We start from the raw sequence: 15,383 nt of genomic DNA, 5'->3' as shown, positions 1-15,383 counted from the left end.
TCCATCAAAAGCAAAGGAAGTCAGCAAAAAAGGCGACCGGTTTTACGCGGGCGCCTTTCTGGTTTGATTGAATGCTTACAGCAAATCGTACTGCTTGAGTTTCTTGCGCAGCGTGCCGCGGTTGAGTCCGAGCATCTCGCTGGCCTTGGTCTGGTTGCCCTTGACGTAGTTCATCACGCACTCGAGCAGGGGAGCCTCGACTTCGGAGAGCACCAGGTTGTACACATCCGTGACGGTAGCGCCCTCAAGGTGGGCGAAATAATTGTGCAGCGCTTTCTCGACACTCCCGCGAAGGGTCTGGCCTTCTTCGCTCGGGGTATTGAGGTGCTGTTTCAAATTCACGTTGTCGCTCACGGGTGTTGTTCCACTCACTAAAGTCTCGGTCATCATCGTCATGCGGCCACCCCCTCTCCGTCCCCTGTCAGGCTCTTGTAACGTTCGGCGAAGAAGCCCTGAACGTTGGCGCATTGTGCTTCCGTATCTTCCAAACGATTGAAGTGGGCGCGAAACTCCCTGGCGCCCGGCAGGGTTGCGAGATACCAGCCCACATGCTTTCGAGCAATGCGCACGCCCATCACGTCTCCATAGAAGACGTGCAGTGCAGCCAGATGCTCTAGCAGGATGCGTTCCACCTCGACCAACTCCAGCGCCGGGAGCTTCTCGCCGGTACGCAGGAAATGATCGATCTCGCGAAAAATCCACGGCCGCCCCTGGGCGGCCCGGCCAATCAGCAGGCCATCGGCACCGGTCGCGTCGAGCACGTACCGGGCTTTTTCCGGCGAATCGATATCGCCATTGGCAAAGACCGGCATCGACACCGCCTGCTTGATGGCGGCGATGGTGTCGTATTCGGCTTCACCGGTGTACAGGTCGGCACGGGTGCGGCCATGGACCGCCAACGCCGTAATGCCTGCCTGCTCGGCGATCTTCGCCACCGTCAGGCCATTCTTGTTGTCCCGGTCCCAGCCGGTACGGATCTTCAGGGTAACCGGCACATCGACCGCCGCCACGACGGCCTGCAGGATCTCGGTGACCAGTGCTTCATCCTTCAACAGTGCGGAGCCGGCGGCCTTGTTGCAGACCTTCTTCGCCGGGCAACCCATGTTGATATCGATAATCTGTGCGCCCAGCTCGACATTGGCCCGGGCCGCATCCGCCAGCATCTGCGCGTCGCCACCGGCGATCTGTACCGAGCGGGGCTCGGGATCACCTTCGTGGATCATGCGCATCCGCGACTTGCGGGTGTTCCACAGACTCATGTCGCTGGTGACCATTTCAGAGACTACTAGCCCGGCGCCCAATCGCTTGCACAGCTGACGAAAGGGCTGGTCGGTGACACCCGCCATCGGGGCGAGAATCAAGCCGTTGTGTAATGTGTATGGACCGATGCGTACCGCCGACATAGGACTTCCCTGTTGTGGGGCCGGATCATGAGAGTTCGAAAAAGGGTGGGCATGATACCCGCTCTCGATGACTGGATAAAGGCTGAATTGAACAAAATCTGAACAGTTATTCTGTTATCGCCAGCAGTTTGGTCCGGGCGGGGTAAGTCGCAAAGCCGTCGCCGATGGGGAGTCGCACAATCGTTTCACTCGGGAGAATGAAAGCTCAGGCTGTAGTTCACCGCTTTGGAGCCTGGGTCGAGAATATCCAGTGCGATGTGGATCGGCGTTTGCGGAGGCATTTCCACCATGCCTTCGAGATCGCCGTTGAGATACTCGCCGGGCTTGAAGCGACGGCTGGCGATCAGGTGCCCGTTGAGGTCGGCAAAGCGCAATTCCAGCAGCGGGAACGGTTGGGAAAAGGGCGCTCGGTTATAGATGATGGCATCCACTACCAGGGCGCCGCTGAATTCCGGGTGGCTGCGTACCACCAGGTTGCTGCTCTTGATTTTGGCGATGTCGACCTTGGAGGGCACGGTGCAGCCGATCTGCGGGCATAGTTGCTGGAACCAGGGGCGGTATTGGTCCTGACGCGCCAGTTCGTCGAAGTGATAGGCGACGTATTGACCGACCAGGGCGCCGGCGCCCAGCAGGATCAACAGCAGCCAGAAGAATCGACGACCCCAGGGCGAGCGACGCTTTTGCCAGTCCAGTTGCAGCGGGTCATCGGTCAGGTCCTGGAGCACCTCGGCGCGAACCCCGGGCTCACTGCGTTCGCGTCGCTTGCGCAGCGGCTCGATGGAAGGCAGGTCATCGGGTTCATCGATGGTCGCCGCCGACAGGCGTTCATGGTGAGGCGGGGCTTCCAGCGGATCATGCAGGCGCAGTTGCGGCGGCTGTGGTTCGTCGTCCAGGTCCACGGGTTCCAGCGATAGCGACGGTTCGGTGCGCGAGTGAATGCCGGGGGCGATATCCGCTTGCACCGGGTCCGACGTATCAAGGGTGTTGAGGGTGTCGAGACGATCAAGGTCGTCAAGATCACTGGCCGATTGCGCGCGGTCGGCCGCCGATTCGCTGAACAGGCTGCCGGACGTCCAAGGCTCCTCGTCGTTTTCAGCGCTGTCGCGACGAGCGCTGAGGCTGTCCTCGCGGTGCCGGCCAAATTCGGTGGTCGGCTGGATTTCCCGCTGTTCGAGGCGGGCCAGTTCTTCGTCGAGGTCCAGGCTGTCCAGATCCAGCTCGGTCGCGGTCCACTGTTTTTGGCTGATGGCTCGCGGCTCTGCAGGCGGCGGCGGTTCGACGACCGTTGGGGCGACAGCGGCGACAGGCTCCTTGCCGGCCTGTTCAAGCAGTTGCTTGGCAGCGTTGAACACCTGCAGGCATGAGCCACAGCGAACGACCCCGCGAGCCACGCTCAATTGAGCATGGCTGACGCGGAAGCTGGTTTGGCAATGCGGGCACTGGGTGACGAAGCTGTCGGTCATGCGGCGATCCGGTTTATGCAGACGTTCATTCTAGCGCCGACGGCCAGTAATGCGCACCCAGCCATCACGATTGGCGATCGGGTCCAGATCGAAGTCCTTGGCGTAGGCCGCGGCGACCTCCTCACCTTGCTCGGCGAGGATGCCCGACAGCGCCAGGCGGCCACCGGCCTTGACCAGGCCGGACAGTTGCGGCGCAAGGGAAACCAGCGGGCCGGCGAGGATGTTGGCCACCAGCACATCAGCCTGGACCTGTGGCAGGTCCTCGGGCAGGTACAGCGGGAACAGTTCTTCAGCAATATTGTTGCGACCGGCGTTGTCGCGAGAGGCTTCCAGTGCCTGCACGTCGATGTCGGTGCCTACGGCCTGTTTGGCGCCGAGCAGAAGGGCGGCAATCGCGAGAATGCCCGAACCGCAACCGAAGTCCAGTACGTTGCAGCCCTTGAGGTCCTGGCCGTCGAGCCACTCCAGGCACAGCGCGGTCGTGGGGTGGGTGCCGGTACCGAACGCCAGGCCTGGATCGAGCAGCAGGTTCACCGCGTCAGGCTCGGGCGCGGCGTGCCAGCTCGGCACGATCCACAGGCGCTGGCCAAAACGCATCGGCTGGAAATTGTCCATCCAGCTGCGTTCCCAGTCCTGGTCTTCGATCACTTCGCTGTGATGCTCAGGCAGCGGGCTGCCAGTCAGCAGTTCCAGGTGGGCCAGTACCGGTGCGGCTTCGGTGCCGCCTTCGAACAGGGCCAGCAGGTGGGTGTGCGACCACAGCGGCGTGGTGTTGAGTTCCGGCTCGAAGATCGGCTGATCTTCGGCGTCCATGAAGGTCACCGACACGGCGCCCACTTCAAGGAAAGCGTCTTCGTAGGTTTCGGCTTGTTCTGGGCTGATGGCGAGACGGACTTGCAGCCAAGGCATGGCGGGCACCTTTGAAAAATATTGATTGCAGCCTGGCGGCGGCGAGAAGCGAGCAAGTTTACGCGAGCGCGGGCCTTTTGTGGGAGCGGGCTTGCTCGCGAAGGGGGTGGAACATCCAACGTTGATGTGACTGACAGAATGCTTTCGCGAGCAAGCCCGCTCCCACAGGGGGCTTTGTGTTGCTGGATGAAGCTCCCGGAAACAACAAAGCCGCCCGGAGGCGGCTTTGTTGATCGGGGCGAAGCTTAGTGCTTCTCGCCGGCCAGCTTGTGCTCGAGGTAGTGAATGTTCACGCCCCCTTTGCAGAAGCCTTCATCGCGAGTGAGGTCGCGGTGCAGCGGGATGTTGGTCTTGATCCCGTCGACCACGATCTCGTCCAGCGCATTGCGCATGCGCGCCATGGCTTCGTCACGGGTTGCGCCGTAGGTGATCAGCTTGCCGATCAACGAATCGTAGTTCGGCGGTACGGCATAACCACTGTACAGGTGCGAGTCGACGCGAACGCCGTTGCCGCCTGGGGCGTGGAAGTGCTTGACCGTGCCTGGGCTCGGCATGAAGGTCTTCGGGTCTTCGGCGTTGATCCGGCATTCCAGCGCGTGACCGCGGATGACCACGTCATCCTGGGTGAACGACAGCTTGTTGCCGGCGGCGATGCTGAGCATCTCCTTGACGATGTCGATGCCGGTGACCATTTCCGAAACCGGGTGCTCTACCTGGACACGAGTGTTCATCTCGATGAAGTAGAAGCGACCGTTCTCGTACAGGAACTCGAAAGTGCCTGCGCCACGGTAACCGATGTCGATGCACGCCTTGACGCAGCGGGCGAAGACTTCCTGGCGAGCCTTCTCGTCGATGCCCGGTGCCGGCGCTTCTTCGAGAACTTTCTGGTGACGACGCTGCAGCGAGCAGTCGCGGTCGCCCAGGTGGATGGCGTTGCCCTGGCCGTCAGACAGGACCTGGACTTCCACGTGACGCGGGTTGGTCAGGAATTTTTCCAGATAGACCATCGGGTTGCCGAACGCCGCGCCCGCTTCGGAGCGGGTCAGTTTCGCCGAGGAAATCAGGTCTTCTTCCTTGTGCACCACGCGCATGCCGCGACCACCGCCGCCGCCAGCGGCCTTGATGATCACCGGGTAACCGACTTCGCGACCGATGCGCAGAGCGGTTTCTTCGTCTTCCGGCAGCGGGCCGTCGGAACCTGGAACGGTCGGTACGCCAGCGGCGATCATCGCGTGCTTGGCCGAAACCTTGTCGCCCATCAGGCGGATGGTTTCAGCTTTCGGGCCGATGAAGGCGAAGCCGGAGTTCTCGACCTGTTCGGCGAAGTCGGCGTTTTCCGCGAGGAAACCGTAGCCTGGGTGAATGGCGGTGGCGCCGGTCACTTCGGCCGCGGCGATGATTGCCGGGATGTGCAGGTAGGAGTGGGCGGCCGATGCCGGACCGATGCAGACCGATTCGTCTGCCAGGCCCAGGTGCATCAGTTCCTTGTCAGCCTTGGAATAAACGGCGACGGTCTTGATGCCCATCTCTTTGCAGGCGCGCAGAATCCGCAGTGCGATCTCACCGCGGTTGGCGATCAGAACTTTTTCCAACTTCGCAGTCATCAAAGGCTCTCCGCGGTTCAAACGATGGTGAACAGCGGTTGGTCGTACTCAACCGGCTGGCCGTCTTCGACGAGGATGGATTCGATCACACCGCTGGTTTCAGCTTCGATGTGGTTCATCATCTTCATGGCTTCAACGATGCACAGGGTGTCGCCTTTCTTCACGGTCTGGCCCACTTCGACGAAGGACGGCGAGGTTGGCGAAGACTTGCGATAGAAGGTGCCGACCATCGGCGAACGGGCAACGGTGCCGTTCAGCGCTGGCGCGGCCGCAGCGGCAGCCGGTGCGGCGGCAGCAGCAGGCGCCGCGGCGGCAGGTGCGGCAGCCGGAGCTGGCATTGGCGCCGGTGCGTAGTACTGCTGAGCCGGGGTCTTGCTGTGGCGGCTGATGCGTACGGACTCTTCGCCTTCCTTGATCTCGAGCTCGTCGATGCCGGACTCTTCCAGCAATTCGATCAGTTTCTTAACTTTACGGATATCCATGAATCATCAACTCCCAAGGGTCGGTCAGGGGCGTTTAACGCTTGTAGTTCAAGCTGTTGCCTGTTTTTCAAGCTGCTCTAGGGCGGCCTCCAGGGCCAGTCGATAACCGCTGGCGCCAAGGCCGCAGATCACTCCCACCGCTACGTCGGAGAAGTAAGAGTGATGGCGGAAAGGTTCGCGTTTGTGCACGTTGGACAAATGCACTTCGATGAATGGGATGCTCACCGCCAGCAACGCGTCACGTAATGCGACACTTGTATGTGTAAAAGCTGCTGGGTTGATCAGAATGAAGTCCACGCCTTCGCTGCGGGCAGCGTGGATGCGGTCGATCAATTCGTACTCGGCGTTGCTTTGCAGGTACAGCAGATGATGGCCGGCTTCACGGGCGCGGCGTTCCAGATCCTGGTTGATCTGCGCCAGTGTCGTGGCGCCGTAGGTGCCCGGTTCACGGGTGCCAAGCATGTTCAGGTTGGGTCCGTGCAGAACCAGTAGCGTCGCCATCGGCTGTTCCCTTGTTATCGAAGTGCAATTGTCAGAACCCGGCGACTATGCCGCAAAGCCTTTGTGACTGTCCAGTTCTCTGCAATAGCCAGCACGATGTCCGATGTTTGCGCGAAATATATGACCGCTTGCATAGATCCGGTCATTTGCTTCAGTGGCGCGGTCGGCGAAGTCTCTAGCTTGAGATTTAAGGTGAGTAGTCGGACGTCTTCGCGAGCAAGCCCGCTCCCACATTTGATCGCGTTCGCCAGTACGACTCGGTCAACTGTGGGAGCGGGCTTGCTCGCGAAGGCGATCGATCAGACGCGGAAAGCCTGCACGGCGGTATGCAGGCGCCCACCGAGCACCAGCAAATTCTCTCCTTGCTCGCGACCTTCGCCGATGCGCAGCAGGTTATCCCCACCCAGTTGGTGAATCCGCTCACTGTGATCACGGATCTCGCTGACAGCGCCGCTCTGCTGGGCCGTGACATCGGCGATGCGCACCGCGGTGTCGGAAATGGTCTGGATCGCCCCGACGATTTTATCCAGCGCGCCGTCGGCTGCCTGGGCCTGGTTGGCGGTGGCTTCGGCGTGTTCGACCTGGGCGCGCATGCCTTCGACCGACTGTCGCGCCGCGGTTTGCAGGCCGGCGATCAAATTCTGGATCTCGGCGGTGGCACCGGCGGTGCGTTGTGCCAGGGAGCGGACTTCCTCGGCGACCACGGCAAACCCGCGACCCATTTCCCCGGCGCGCGCCGCTTCAATGGCCGCGTTCAACGCCAACAGGTTGGTCTGGTCAGCGATCGAGCGGATCACCGTCAGCACGCCGCCGATGGTCGCGGACTCTTCGGCCAGATGTTCGATCATTTGCGCATTGCCCTGGACTTCATTGACCAGCGCATGCAGGCCCGTGAGGCTCTGGCCGATGACTTTCTGCCCATGCTCTACCGCCAGCCCGGCATGACGGCTGGCGTCGGCGGCCTGACTGGCATCGCCGGCCACTTGCTGAATGGTCGCTTCCAGTTCACCCAGCGAATCGCGGATCAGCGCGGTGTCACCGGCCTGATGTTCAGCGCCGCTGTGCAGGTCATTGCTCAGCTCCGCCAGGGTGCGGCTGCTGCCCGCGACCTGTTCGGCATTGAGGCGAATGGTGCCCACCAGGTCCACCAGATAGGCACGCAGGCGATTGAGTGAGGCCTCGATGTCATGCAACTCGCGGTTGGTCTTGCCCAACTGAATGTCCCGGCTGAAGTCGCCCTCGGCCCAGGTCGAGAGGGCCGGTGCGAGGTTGGTCAGGGTTCGGGCGAGTTTGCGTTGCAGGGTGTCGATGAGCAGGGCGATCAGCAGAATCAGGCCGATCATCACCCCTTGCATCATTCGCACTTCGCTCTGGATCTGCCCGTGCTGGGCGCGCACTACCGGCTCAAGACCGGCGATGGCCTGTTGCACATCGGCGATTTTCACGTGGGTTGCAGCGCTGAGATCGGCGCGCTTCTGGATCTGGTCGCGGGTGCGGGCCAGTTCCGCCGGGTAGCGGCTGAGCAGGCTGTTGAGTTCACGCTTGAAACCGACCCCGGCATCTTCAGCGGCGGTTTTCTCGGTATTCTCCAGGCCCATCATGGCGGCGAAATCGTCGGTGTTCGATTCACTGCTGGCGGCCACACCCAGCAGTGGCAAAGCGTCCAGTTGTGCGGCCTGAGCGCGGATGTTGCCGACTTCACGCTCGACATCGGCGGCCAGTTCACTGCGGCCGCTGCTGACCAGTTTGTCCCGGGCCAGGGACAGTTTGCCCAGGTGTTGAGCGGCGGCGAGCAGCGGCGCCAGGTAGGCCGCGTTGCCGCTGGCGTACTGGCTGAGTCGATCGAGACTGGCGCCCAGTTCGCGTTCGGCCTGAAGCAGCAGGGCCTGAGGGTCGCCCGCCAGCTTGCCGGCGGCCAGCAAGTCGGTTTTGCTGAATTCGCTCAGGTTCGACAGGCTGGGGCGCAAGGATTCGGCCAGGGCCGGAGGCAAGTCACCAAGGTCTTTTTGCAAGTCTTCGATGGCCTGGCTGGCACCGCTCAGTCGCAGGGCATCACCGCTGCCGAGGTAATCCTCGACGTTGCGCGCCACCTCGTTCTGAAACCGCTGGGACAGGCCCAGGTAGCGCTCCATTAATAGATAGGGGCGCTCGAGGGCCTTTTGCGACCACCACAGCGTAGCGCCAAGGGCGACGCACACGGCGACTAAAAGGAGGGTGTTGAAATTGGTCAGCAGCTTCAGGCGCATCGCGGGACTACCAACGGCAGAATGGTAAGTACCTGAAGTTATTGCGTTTCTGTTACAGCGTTATGACGGAAGGGGGCGTTTCAGGTGAAAAGGTGGCACTTTGCTGTGATTCCAGCACGGCCTGGACACGGTTGCGCCCGGCGCCTTTGGCCCGGTACAGCGCCTCATCCGCCTGACTGGCCATCAACAGGCTGTCGGAGTTATCGCACAACTGGACCACCCCGGCGCTGAAGGTGCACCACAGATCCTGCGGCTGAGCCGGGTAGTGGATTTCGGCAAAACGCTGGCGAATTTCATCCAGAACGTTCCACGCCGCTTGGAGATCGGTGTCGGGCATGACGATGGCAAATTCTTCGCCACCGTAGCGGCCGATGAAGTCGGTCTTGCGCAACCGCTGCTTGAGGAACAGCGCCAGGCTCTTGATCACCCGGTCGCCCATGGGGTGACCGTGGCTGTCGTTGACCCGCTTGAAGTGGTCGATGTCGAGCATGGCAAAACTCAGCGGCTTGTTCTCGCGGCGGGCGCGGAACGAGCAGTCTTCGAGCAGTTGCAGGATGTGGGTGTGGTTGTACAGGCCGGTGAGGCTGTCGCGCACCATCCGCGCCTTCAGGTTGCGCGCTCGCGCCGCCCGGTTGCGTACGGTGGTGATCAGGTGCCGCGGCTTGATCGGCTTGGTCAGGAAGTCATCGCCGCCCTCGCTCATGGCATCGAGCTGCTTGTCGAGGTCGTCTTCGGCCGACAGGTAAATGATCGGCACGCTGACATAACGGTCGTTGTGGCGGATCACTTTGGCCAGTTCAGTTCCGGTACAGGCGGGCATGTACATGTCGAGAATGATCAGGTCCGGTTGAAAATCCGCCAGCTCGGCCATGGCCTGGATCGGCTCGATCAGGGTGCGGGTCACGATCCCCGCGCTGTTGAGCAGGCGCTCGGTGTGCAGGGCCTGGGCGCGGGAGTCGTCGATGATCAGCACTTTATAAGGTTCGTACTGGGCGACGCAGGTCAGGACTTCGATTTTCTCCAGCAGGCTCGAGGCCTCGAGGGTGCCGGTCAGGAACTCCTGACCCCCGGCGCGCACGGCGGCCAGGCGGGTCGGGGTGTCGGTTTCGTGCAGGCTGAAAAACAGCAGTGGCAAGCGATGATCGAGGCCTTCCTGGGCCTCGGCGGCCAGTTTCAGGCCGATGCCCGGGCCGCTGAAGTCAACGTCCATGACAATCGCCGCCGGCACGCGCTCGACCATCGAGGAACGGAAGGCCGCGACGCTTTCCAGGGACTGGGCGCTGAGGCCGAAGAACTCCAGCTGCTTGGCCAGGCGCTCGCCGCGGTCGTGATCCTGCAGCATCACGTAGATCGGCTTGCGCAACGGCGGCAGGAAGGTTTGATCGAGCTGGTCGCCGTGGCGCAACCCGGTGCGCGACAGGCGCTGCATCAAGCGGTTGAGGTCGGTGATCAAGCCGCTGCTCAGGCGTCCGCGGTTGGCGTCGACAGCCTCCAGCGACTGGCCGATGTGGTGCGCCAGCTGCACGTGCTCGGGCTGCTCGAAGCGCTCGGCAAAGCGCAGCAGGCGCAGGTTGGCCTCGCTCAGTTCCGACAGATCGTTGCTGGACCACTCGCTGCGTTGCAGGCGCTGCCATATCTCAAGTATCTGACGTGCCTGATGAATGACCCGCTGGGCAAAGTGATGCTTGAGGCGCTCGCGGCTGGGATCTTCTGGCTCGGTCATATCCTGACTACTAGTTAGGGGGCACGCTGAGGTCGACTGGTGGCTCTATGCTAGCACCTCTTTTCGGTTGCATGAGAGTCGTACGTCAATAATCTGCAAAGCGGGCCCATTCAGTTTCTGACTGCCCGGTCTGGAGTTGAATGATAGTTCTAGGCAATGGCCCATGAATCGGGGTTTTCCTCCTGCAAACCCTAGCGATACTCAGCGGGATGATGAGGGGCATTGGTGGATTGTCCACCGGTTTGGATGGACGAGGGATCTTCAGGTCGGGCCTAGGGGAATCCCTTAGTTGGCTGCCGATACAGGGCGCGTGTCTGATTGCTGCCATCGGATGGCTTATTTCCGACATCAACCCATCGGCGGGTGCCGGGCCAAGGCACGTTGTTGTATGGTTGTGGTCGAACCGTTGAACCCAAGAGCTTGAAAGGAAATCGCCATGCTGGACTGGAAGAACCGCGCCGGTAGCGCGCCTGAACGTGCCGCTGAACCGAAATCGGCTACCCGCAGTTACCTGGGCGGCCTGCTGTTCAGTCGGGCGCTGGCCACGCTGATCGGTATCTACCTGCTGGTGGCGATTGCCCTGGGCTGGTACTGGAGCCAGGAGCCCGCGCTGTTCCCGGTGCAGCAGACGGCGCAAGCGGCGGCCGAGAAAGAAGGCAAGCAAATGGTGGTCGGCTACACCACTGTGGAAACCCTCAAGACCGTCGCCGGCACCTTGCTGAACAAGCAGGGTGGCTACATTTCCAACGACCGTTTCCCGCCGGGCCTGTGGATGGACAACATGCCGAGCTGGGAATATGGCGTGCTGGTCCAGGTGCGTGACCTGAGCCGTGCGCTGCGCAAAGACTTCGCCCGTTCGCAATCGCAGTCCGCCGAAGACGCTGACCTGGCCAAGGCCGAACCGCGTTTCAACTTCGACAACAAGAGCTGGGTGCTGCCGTCCAGTGAGTCCGAATATCAGGAAGGCATCAACTCGCTGAGCCGTTATCAGGCGCGTCTGTCCGATCCGAATCAGAAGAGCGCGCTGTTCTACGCCCGTGCCGACAACCTGAACAACTGGCTGGGTGACGTCGGGACGCGCCTGGGCTCGCTGTCGCAGCGGCTGTCGGCCAGTGTTGGCCGGGTCAAGCTCAACACCGCATTGAAGACCGAAGTCGTCGCCCCGGGTGTGGCGCCGCAGGTCGACGAAGAAATCGTCGAGACGCCATGGATGCAGATCGATAACGTGTTTTACGAAGCTCGCGGCCAGGCCTGGGCCTTGTCCCATCTGCTGCGTGCCATCGAAGTCGACTTCGCCGATGTGCTGGCCAAGAAGAACGCCACGGTGAGCGTGCGTCAGATCATTCGTGAACTGGAAGCGTCGCAGGAGCCGGTGTGGAGCCCGATGATCCTCAACGGCAGCGGCTTCGGCGTGCTGGCCAACCACTCGCTGGTCATGGCCAACTACATTTCACGGGCCAACGCCGCAGTGATCGATTTGCGTCAACTGCTCAACCAGGGCTGAGTCATGGTCGATAACGCAAGGGAAGCCGCGCACCGTGCGGCTTCCGATGCCGAGCAGATCGCCTGGGTCGACGAGCAGGACAACCTGCTCGGCGCCCTGGTGCGCTCCGATTTGCGCGAGCGCGGGCTGATCGGGCGCGGCACCTACATTATGTTGTTCAATTCCGCGGGCGAGTTGTGCGTGCACCGCCGGACCCTCAGCAAGGCGATCTATCCCGGTTATTGGGATGTGGCGGCAGGCGGCATGGTGCTTGCCACCGAAACCTACGCCGAGTCGGCGGCCCGGGAGTTGGAGGAAGAGTTGGGGGTGAGCGGCGTCGAGTTGACTGCCCATGACCATTTCTTCTTTGAAGACACCGGCAATCGTCTCTGGTGCTCGGCGTTCTCGGCAGTGTGGGACGGCCCCTTGGTCCTGCAGCCCGAAGAGGTGTTGGAAGCGCGCTTTTTACCCGTCGAGCAAGTGTTGCGGGAAATCGAGCAAAAGCCTTACTGCCCGGACTCCCTGGCCGCATTGAAACGCTATCTGCGGTCTCGCGGCGAAGACGTCGCAAAAGAGCTATAAATTGGCGCCGATTGGCTCTTAGCAATCGGCGTTTTTGCCGTTACACTGCGCGACCTTTTCAAGCTGTAACGGTATCGCGGTAACCGTAGGAGCGAGCTCGCTCGCGATGAACGTCAACGATAACGCGGGCATCCAGAATGAACGCGTCGTACTTGAGTCCATCGCGAGCTCGCTCCTACGGAGAAGACGTTTTTTGTCCGATGGACGTAAGCGTGTTTCGAAAAGCTCTGCCGTTTCAGTAGCGCTGCCCCTGCCTGAGTGGGGCTTCGCGGTCGATAGCCTTGCCCAAGGCTGCGATCAGTCTTTGTCCTCCCAAGAGGATTGCCGGTGGCCAAAAAAGCCGCATCCTTCGCCGCCCTGGGCGGCCTGGTATTTTCCACCGACGCAGGTCGTCATTGCCCGGAATGCAGTAAACCGGTGGACGCCTGCATCTGCAGACAGACCGTTATCCCGGCCGGCGACGGCATTGCTCGCGTGCGTCGCGAAAGCAAGGGCCGTGGCGGCAAGACGGTGACCACCATCACCGGCGTGCCGCTGGCCGAAGACGCGCTCAAGGAGCTGGCGACTACGTTGAAGAAACGTTGTGGCACCGGCGGGGCGTTGAAGGACGGGGTCATCGAGATCCAGGGCGATCATGTCGAGCTACTCTTGGCTGAACTGATCAAGCTCGGTTTCAAAGCCAAGAAGTCCGGCGGCTAGCAGCCTCTGTGAAAACCACCTGCGGCTTGATCCAGCCCTGAACACCTTCAGGCCTGGCGTCGTCACCATGGTTTTCACAGAGCCTGTTCATGACCGGTTTCTAAACTCGTTGCGGTCGACGGGGTCTACCCCTCGTTGACGAACCGTCATTTTCATTCTTTAGACTGCGCCGGCCTGAATCCAGGCGACGCACCATGACTTCTTTATAGGGGACTTCGATGTCCGTACGACGCACACGCAAAGACGATGGCAGCCAATGGACAGTTGCGGACAGCCGCAGTGTTTACGGGATTCGCCATTGGGGGGCCGGGTATTTCGCGATCAATGACGCCGGTCGCGTCGAAGTTCGTCCGAACGGCCCGAGCAGCGCGCCCATCGACCTGTTCGAGCAAGTCGACCAGTTGCGCAAAAGCGGCCTGTCGTTGCCGTTGCTGGTGCGCTTCCCCGATATTCTGCAGGACCGCGTGCGTCAGTTGACCGGTGCCTTCGATGCCAACATCGAACGCCTGGAATACCAGAGCAAATACACCGCGCTGTACCCGATCAAGGTCAACCAGCAGGAAGCGGTGATCGAAAACATCATCGCCACCCAGAACGTCTCCATCGGCCTGGAAGCCGGCTCCAAGCCTGAACTGCTGGCGGTGCTGGCCCTGGCGCCGAAGGGCGGCACCATCGTCTGCAACGGTTACAAGGACCGCGAGTTCATCCGCCTGGCGCTGATGGGCCAGAAACTCGGCCACAATGTATTCATCGTGATCGAGAAAGAGTCCGAAGTCGGCCTGGTGATCGAAGAAGCCAACTCGCTGAAGGTCAAGCCACAGGTCGGCCTGCGCGTGCGCCTGTCGTCCCTGGCGTCGTCGAAGTGGGCGGACACCGGTGGCGAAAAATCCAAGTTCGGTCTGTCGGCGGCGCAATTGCTGTCGGTGGTCGAGCGTTTCCGCGCGGCCGGCCTGGACCAAGGCATTCGCCTGCTGCACTTCCACATGGGTTCGCAGATCGCCAACCTGGCGGACTACCAGCACGGCTTCAAGGAAGCGATCCGTTACTACGGCGAACTGCGCAACCTCGGTCTGCCGGTGGACCACATCGATGTGGGCGGCGGCCTGGGCGTGGACTACGACGGTACCCATTCGCGCAACGCCAGTTCGATCAACTACGACATGGACGACTACGCCGGTGTGGTGGTCGGGATGCTCAAGGAATTCTGCGACGCGCAGAGCCTGCCGCACCCGAACATCTTCTCCGAAAGCGGTCGCTCCCTGACGGCGCACCACGCCATGCTGGTGATCCAGGTCACCGACGTCGAGAAGCACAACGACGACGTGCCGCAGATCGACAACAAGGAAGCGCTGCCGGAAACCGTGCAATGGCTGGTGGACCTGCTGGGTCCGACCGATATCGAGATGGTCACCGAAACCTACTGGCGCGCCACGCACTACATGAGCGATGTGGCCGCCCAGTACGCCGACGGCAAGCTGACCCTGGCCGAGAAAGCCCTGGCCGAGCAATGCTACTTCGCCGTGTGCCGTCGCCTGCACAACTCGCTCAAGGCGCGCCAGCGTTCTCACCGTCAGGTGCTGGACGAACTCAACGACAAGCTGGCCGACAAGTACATCTGCAACTTCTCGGTGTTCCAGAGCCTGCCGGACACCTGGGCCATCGATCAGGTACTGCCGATCATCCCGCTGCATCGCCTCGACGAAGAGCCGCTGCGCCGTGCGGTGCTGCAGGACCTGACCTGCGACTCCGACGGCAAGATCAACCAGTACGTCGACGAGCAGAGCATCGAAACCAGCCTGCCGGTTCATTCGCTGAACGAGGGCGAGGACTACCTGCTGGGTGTGTTCCTGGTCGGCGCCTACCAGGAAATCCTCGGTGACATGCACAACCTGTTCGGTGACACCGACTCGGTGAACATCTACCAGAACGCTGACGGCAGCGTGTACCACGCCGGCATCGAAACCCACGACACCATCGAAGACATGCTGCGTTACGTGCACCTGTCGCCGGAAGAACTGATGACCCACTACCGCGACAAGTGCGCCAGTGCCCGCATCAGTGCCAGCGAGCGCACACAGTTCCTCGATGCCTTGCGTCTGGGCCTGACCCGCTCCTCTTACCTCTCTTCTTGAGGTAAGCCCTGCTCCCACCAGGTTGTCTGAAAATGTACCGAAAGCCTCGGAATTTTCAGATCGCCTGGTGAGACAGCTCCCTTTTCTTCGCGCGAAAAAACCTACGTCCTCGGCTATTTCAGTTATTCGTCCTCTTTTCTCGTAGGTCATTTCCCA

Annotated in this window: 13 protein-coding genes; 4 read left to right on the top strand and 9 right to left on the bottom strand. The window is 61.4% G+C overall.

Features of this window, described 5'->3' with window-relative positions; translation table 11 throughout:
• Positions 1 to 75 precede the first annotated feature (75 nt).
• The 9 genes from fis to B0W55_RS15550 form a co-directional block, all read right to left on the bottom strand.
• Positions 76 to 396: a DNA-binding transcriptional regulator Fis gene (gene fis, locus B0W55_RS15590; RefSeq protein WP_077046832.1), complete on the bottom strand. Its 321-nt coding sequence runs from the start codon at positions 394 to 396 to the stop codon at positions 76 to 78.
• Positions 393 to 1,403 (bottom strand): tRNA dihydrouridine synthase DusB, encoded by a 1,011-nt coding sequence (gene dusB, locus B0W55_RS15585; RefSeq protein WP_077046831.1) that lies wholly within the window; start codon positions 1,401 to 1,403, stop codon positions 393 to 395. The genes fis and dusB overlap by 4 nt, the downstream gene beginning before the upstream one ends.
• Positions 1,404 to 1,588: 185 nt before the next feature.
• On the bottom strand, positions 1,589 to 2,866 hold the full coding sequence (locus B0W55_RS15580; RefSeq protein ID WP_077046830.1) for a DUF3426 domain-containing protein: 1,278 nt from the start codon (positions 2,864 to 2,866) through the stop codon (positions 1,589 to 1,591).
• 30 nt (positions 2,867 to 2,896) lie between these two features.
• Entirely contained in the window at positions 2,897 to 3,775 is an 879-nt protein-coding gene (prmA, locus tag B0W55_RS15575) for a 50S ribosomal protein L11 methyltransferase (protein WP_077046829.1), read from the bottom strand.
• A gap of 245 nt (positions 3,776 to 4,020) precedes the next feature.
• The gene (accC, locus tag B0W55_RS15570; protein ID WP_056852463.1) at positions 4,021 to 5,379 is read right to left on the bottom strand and encodes an acetyl-CoA carboxylase biotin carboxylase subunit; all 1,359 of its coding nucleotides are present in this window, start codon (positions 5,377 to 5,379) and stop codon (positions 4,021 to 4,023) included.
• Positions 5,380 to 5,396: 17 nt separating this feature from the next.
• Positions 5,397 to 5,861, bottom strand: coding sequence for an acetyl-CoA carboxylase biotin carboxyl carrier protein (gene accB, locus B0W55_RS15565; protein WP_077046828.1), 465 nt, complete (start codon positions 5,859 to 5,861; stop codon positions 5,397 to 5,399).
• 48 nt (positions 5,862 to 5,909) lie between these two features.
• On the bottom strand, positions 5,910 to 6,362 hold the full coding sequence (gene aroQ / locus B0W55_RS15560; protein ID WP_077046827.1) for a type II 3-dehydroquinate dehydratase: 453 nt from the start codon (positions 6,360 to 6,362) through the stop codon (positions 5,910 to 5,912).
• 299 nt (positions 6,363 to 6,661) lie between these two features.
• Complete coding sequence (locus B0W55_RS31590; RefSeq protein ID WP_371807273.1) at positions 6,662 to 7,705, bottom strand: methyl-accepting chemotaxis protein; 1,044 nt, start codon at positions 7,703 to 7,705, stop codon at positions 6,662 to 6,664.
• A 955-nt stretch (positions 7,706 to 8,660) separates the two neighbouring features.
• Positions 8,661 to 10,331, bottom strand: a complete 1,671-nt coding sequence (locus tag B0W55_RS15550) for a PleD family two-component system response regulator (protein ID WP_077046825.1) — start codon at positions 10,329 to 10,331, stop codon at positions 8,661 to 8,663.
• Positions 10,332 to 10,767: 436 nt separating this feature from the next.
• Between B0W55_RS15550 and B0W55_RS15545 the strand changes: the two genes are divergently transcribed.
• The 4 genes from B0W55_RS15545 (at position 10,768) to speA (ending at position 15,227) form a co-directional block, all read left to right on the top strand.
• Positions 10,768 to 11,835, top strand: coding sequence for a DUF2333 family protein (locus B0W55_RS15545; protein WP_077046824.1), 1,068 nt, complete (start codon positions 10,768 to 10,770; stop codon positions 11,833 to 11,835).
• A 3-nt stretch (positions 11,836 to 11,838) separates the two neighbouring features.
• A complete protein-coding gene (locus B0W55_RS15540; RefSeq protein ID WP_077046823.1) occupies positions 11,839 to 12,396 on the top strand; it encodes an NUDIX hydrolase in 558 nt (185 codons plus the stop codon).
• Positions 12,397 to 12,723: 327 nt separating this feature from the next.
• The gene (locus B0W55_RS15535; protein ID WP_077046822.1) at positions 12,724 to 13,095 is read left to right on the top strand and encodes a translation initiation factor Sui1; all 372 of its coding nucleotides are present in this window, start codon (positions 12,724 to 12,726) and stop codon (positions 13,093 to 13,095) included.
• Positions 13,096 to 13,313: 218 nt separating this feature from the next.
• Positions 13,314 to 15,227 (top strand): arginine decarboxylase, encoded by a 1,914-nt coding sequence (speA, locus tag B0W55_RS15530; RefSeq protein ID WP_077046821.1) that lies wholly within the window; start codon positions 13,314 to 13,316, stop codon positions 15,225 to 15,227.
• Positions 15,228 to 15,383: the final 156 nt, after the last annotated feature.

Source organism: Pseudomonas sp. KK4 (genome assembly GCF_001984065.1).
In the GTDB taxonomy this organism is placed as follows: domain Bacteria; phylum Pseudomonadota; class Gammaproteobacteria; order Pseudomonadales; family Pseudomonadaceae; genus Aquipseudomonas.
This window is presented reverse-complemented; position numbering and strand designations above follow the sequence as displayed.

Bases quoted from the DNA above. Each gene is read 5' to 3' on its own strand.
- fis (WP_077046832.1), bottom strand. From the start codon at position 396: ATGACGATGATGACCGAGACTTTAGTGAGTGGAACAACACCCGTGAGC.
- dusB (WP_077046831.1), bottom strand. From the start codon at position 1,403: ATGTCGGCGGTACGCATCGGTCCATACACATTACACAACGGCTTGATT.
- B0W55_RS15580 (WP_077046830.1), bottom strand. From the start codon at position 2,866: ATGACCGACAGCTTCGTCACCCAGTGCCCGCATTGCCAAACCAGCTTC.
- prmA (WP_077046829.1), bottom strand. From the start codon at position 3,775: ATGCCTTGGCTGCAAGTCCGTCTCGCCATCAGCCCAGAACAAGCCGAA.
- accC (WP_056852463.1), bottom strand. From the start codon at position 5,379: ATGACTGCGAAGTTGGAAAAAGTTCTGATCGCCAACCGCGGTGAGATC.
- accB (WP_077046828.1), bottom strand. From the start codon at position 5,861: ATGGATATCCGTAAAGTTAAGAAACTGATCGAATTGCTGGAAGAGTCC.
- aroQ (WP_077046827.1), bottom strand. From the start codon at position 6,362: ATGGCGACGCTACTGGTTCTGCACGGACCCAACCTGAACATGCTTGGC.
- B0W55_RS31590 (WP_371807273.1), bottom strand. From the start codon at position 7,705: ATGATCGGCCTGATTCTGCTGATCGCCCTGCTCATCGACACCCTGCAA.
- B0W55_RS15550 (WP_077046825.1), bottom strand. From the start codon at position 10,331: ATGACCGAGCCAGAAGATCCCAGCCGCGAGCGCCTCAAGCATCACTTT.
- B0W55_RS15545 (WP_077046824.1), top strand. From the start codon at position 10,768: ATGCTGGACTGGAAGAACCGCGCCGGTAGCGCGCCTGAACGTGCCGCT.
- B0W55_RS15540 (WP_077046823.1), top strand. From the start codon at position 11,839: ATGGTCGATAACGCAAGGGAAGCCGCGCACCGTGCGGCTTCCGATGCC.
- speA (WP_077046821.1), top strand. From the start codon at position 13,314: ATGTCCGTACGACGCACACGCAAAGACGATGGCAGCCAATGGACAGTT.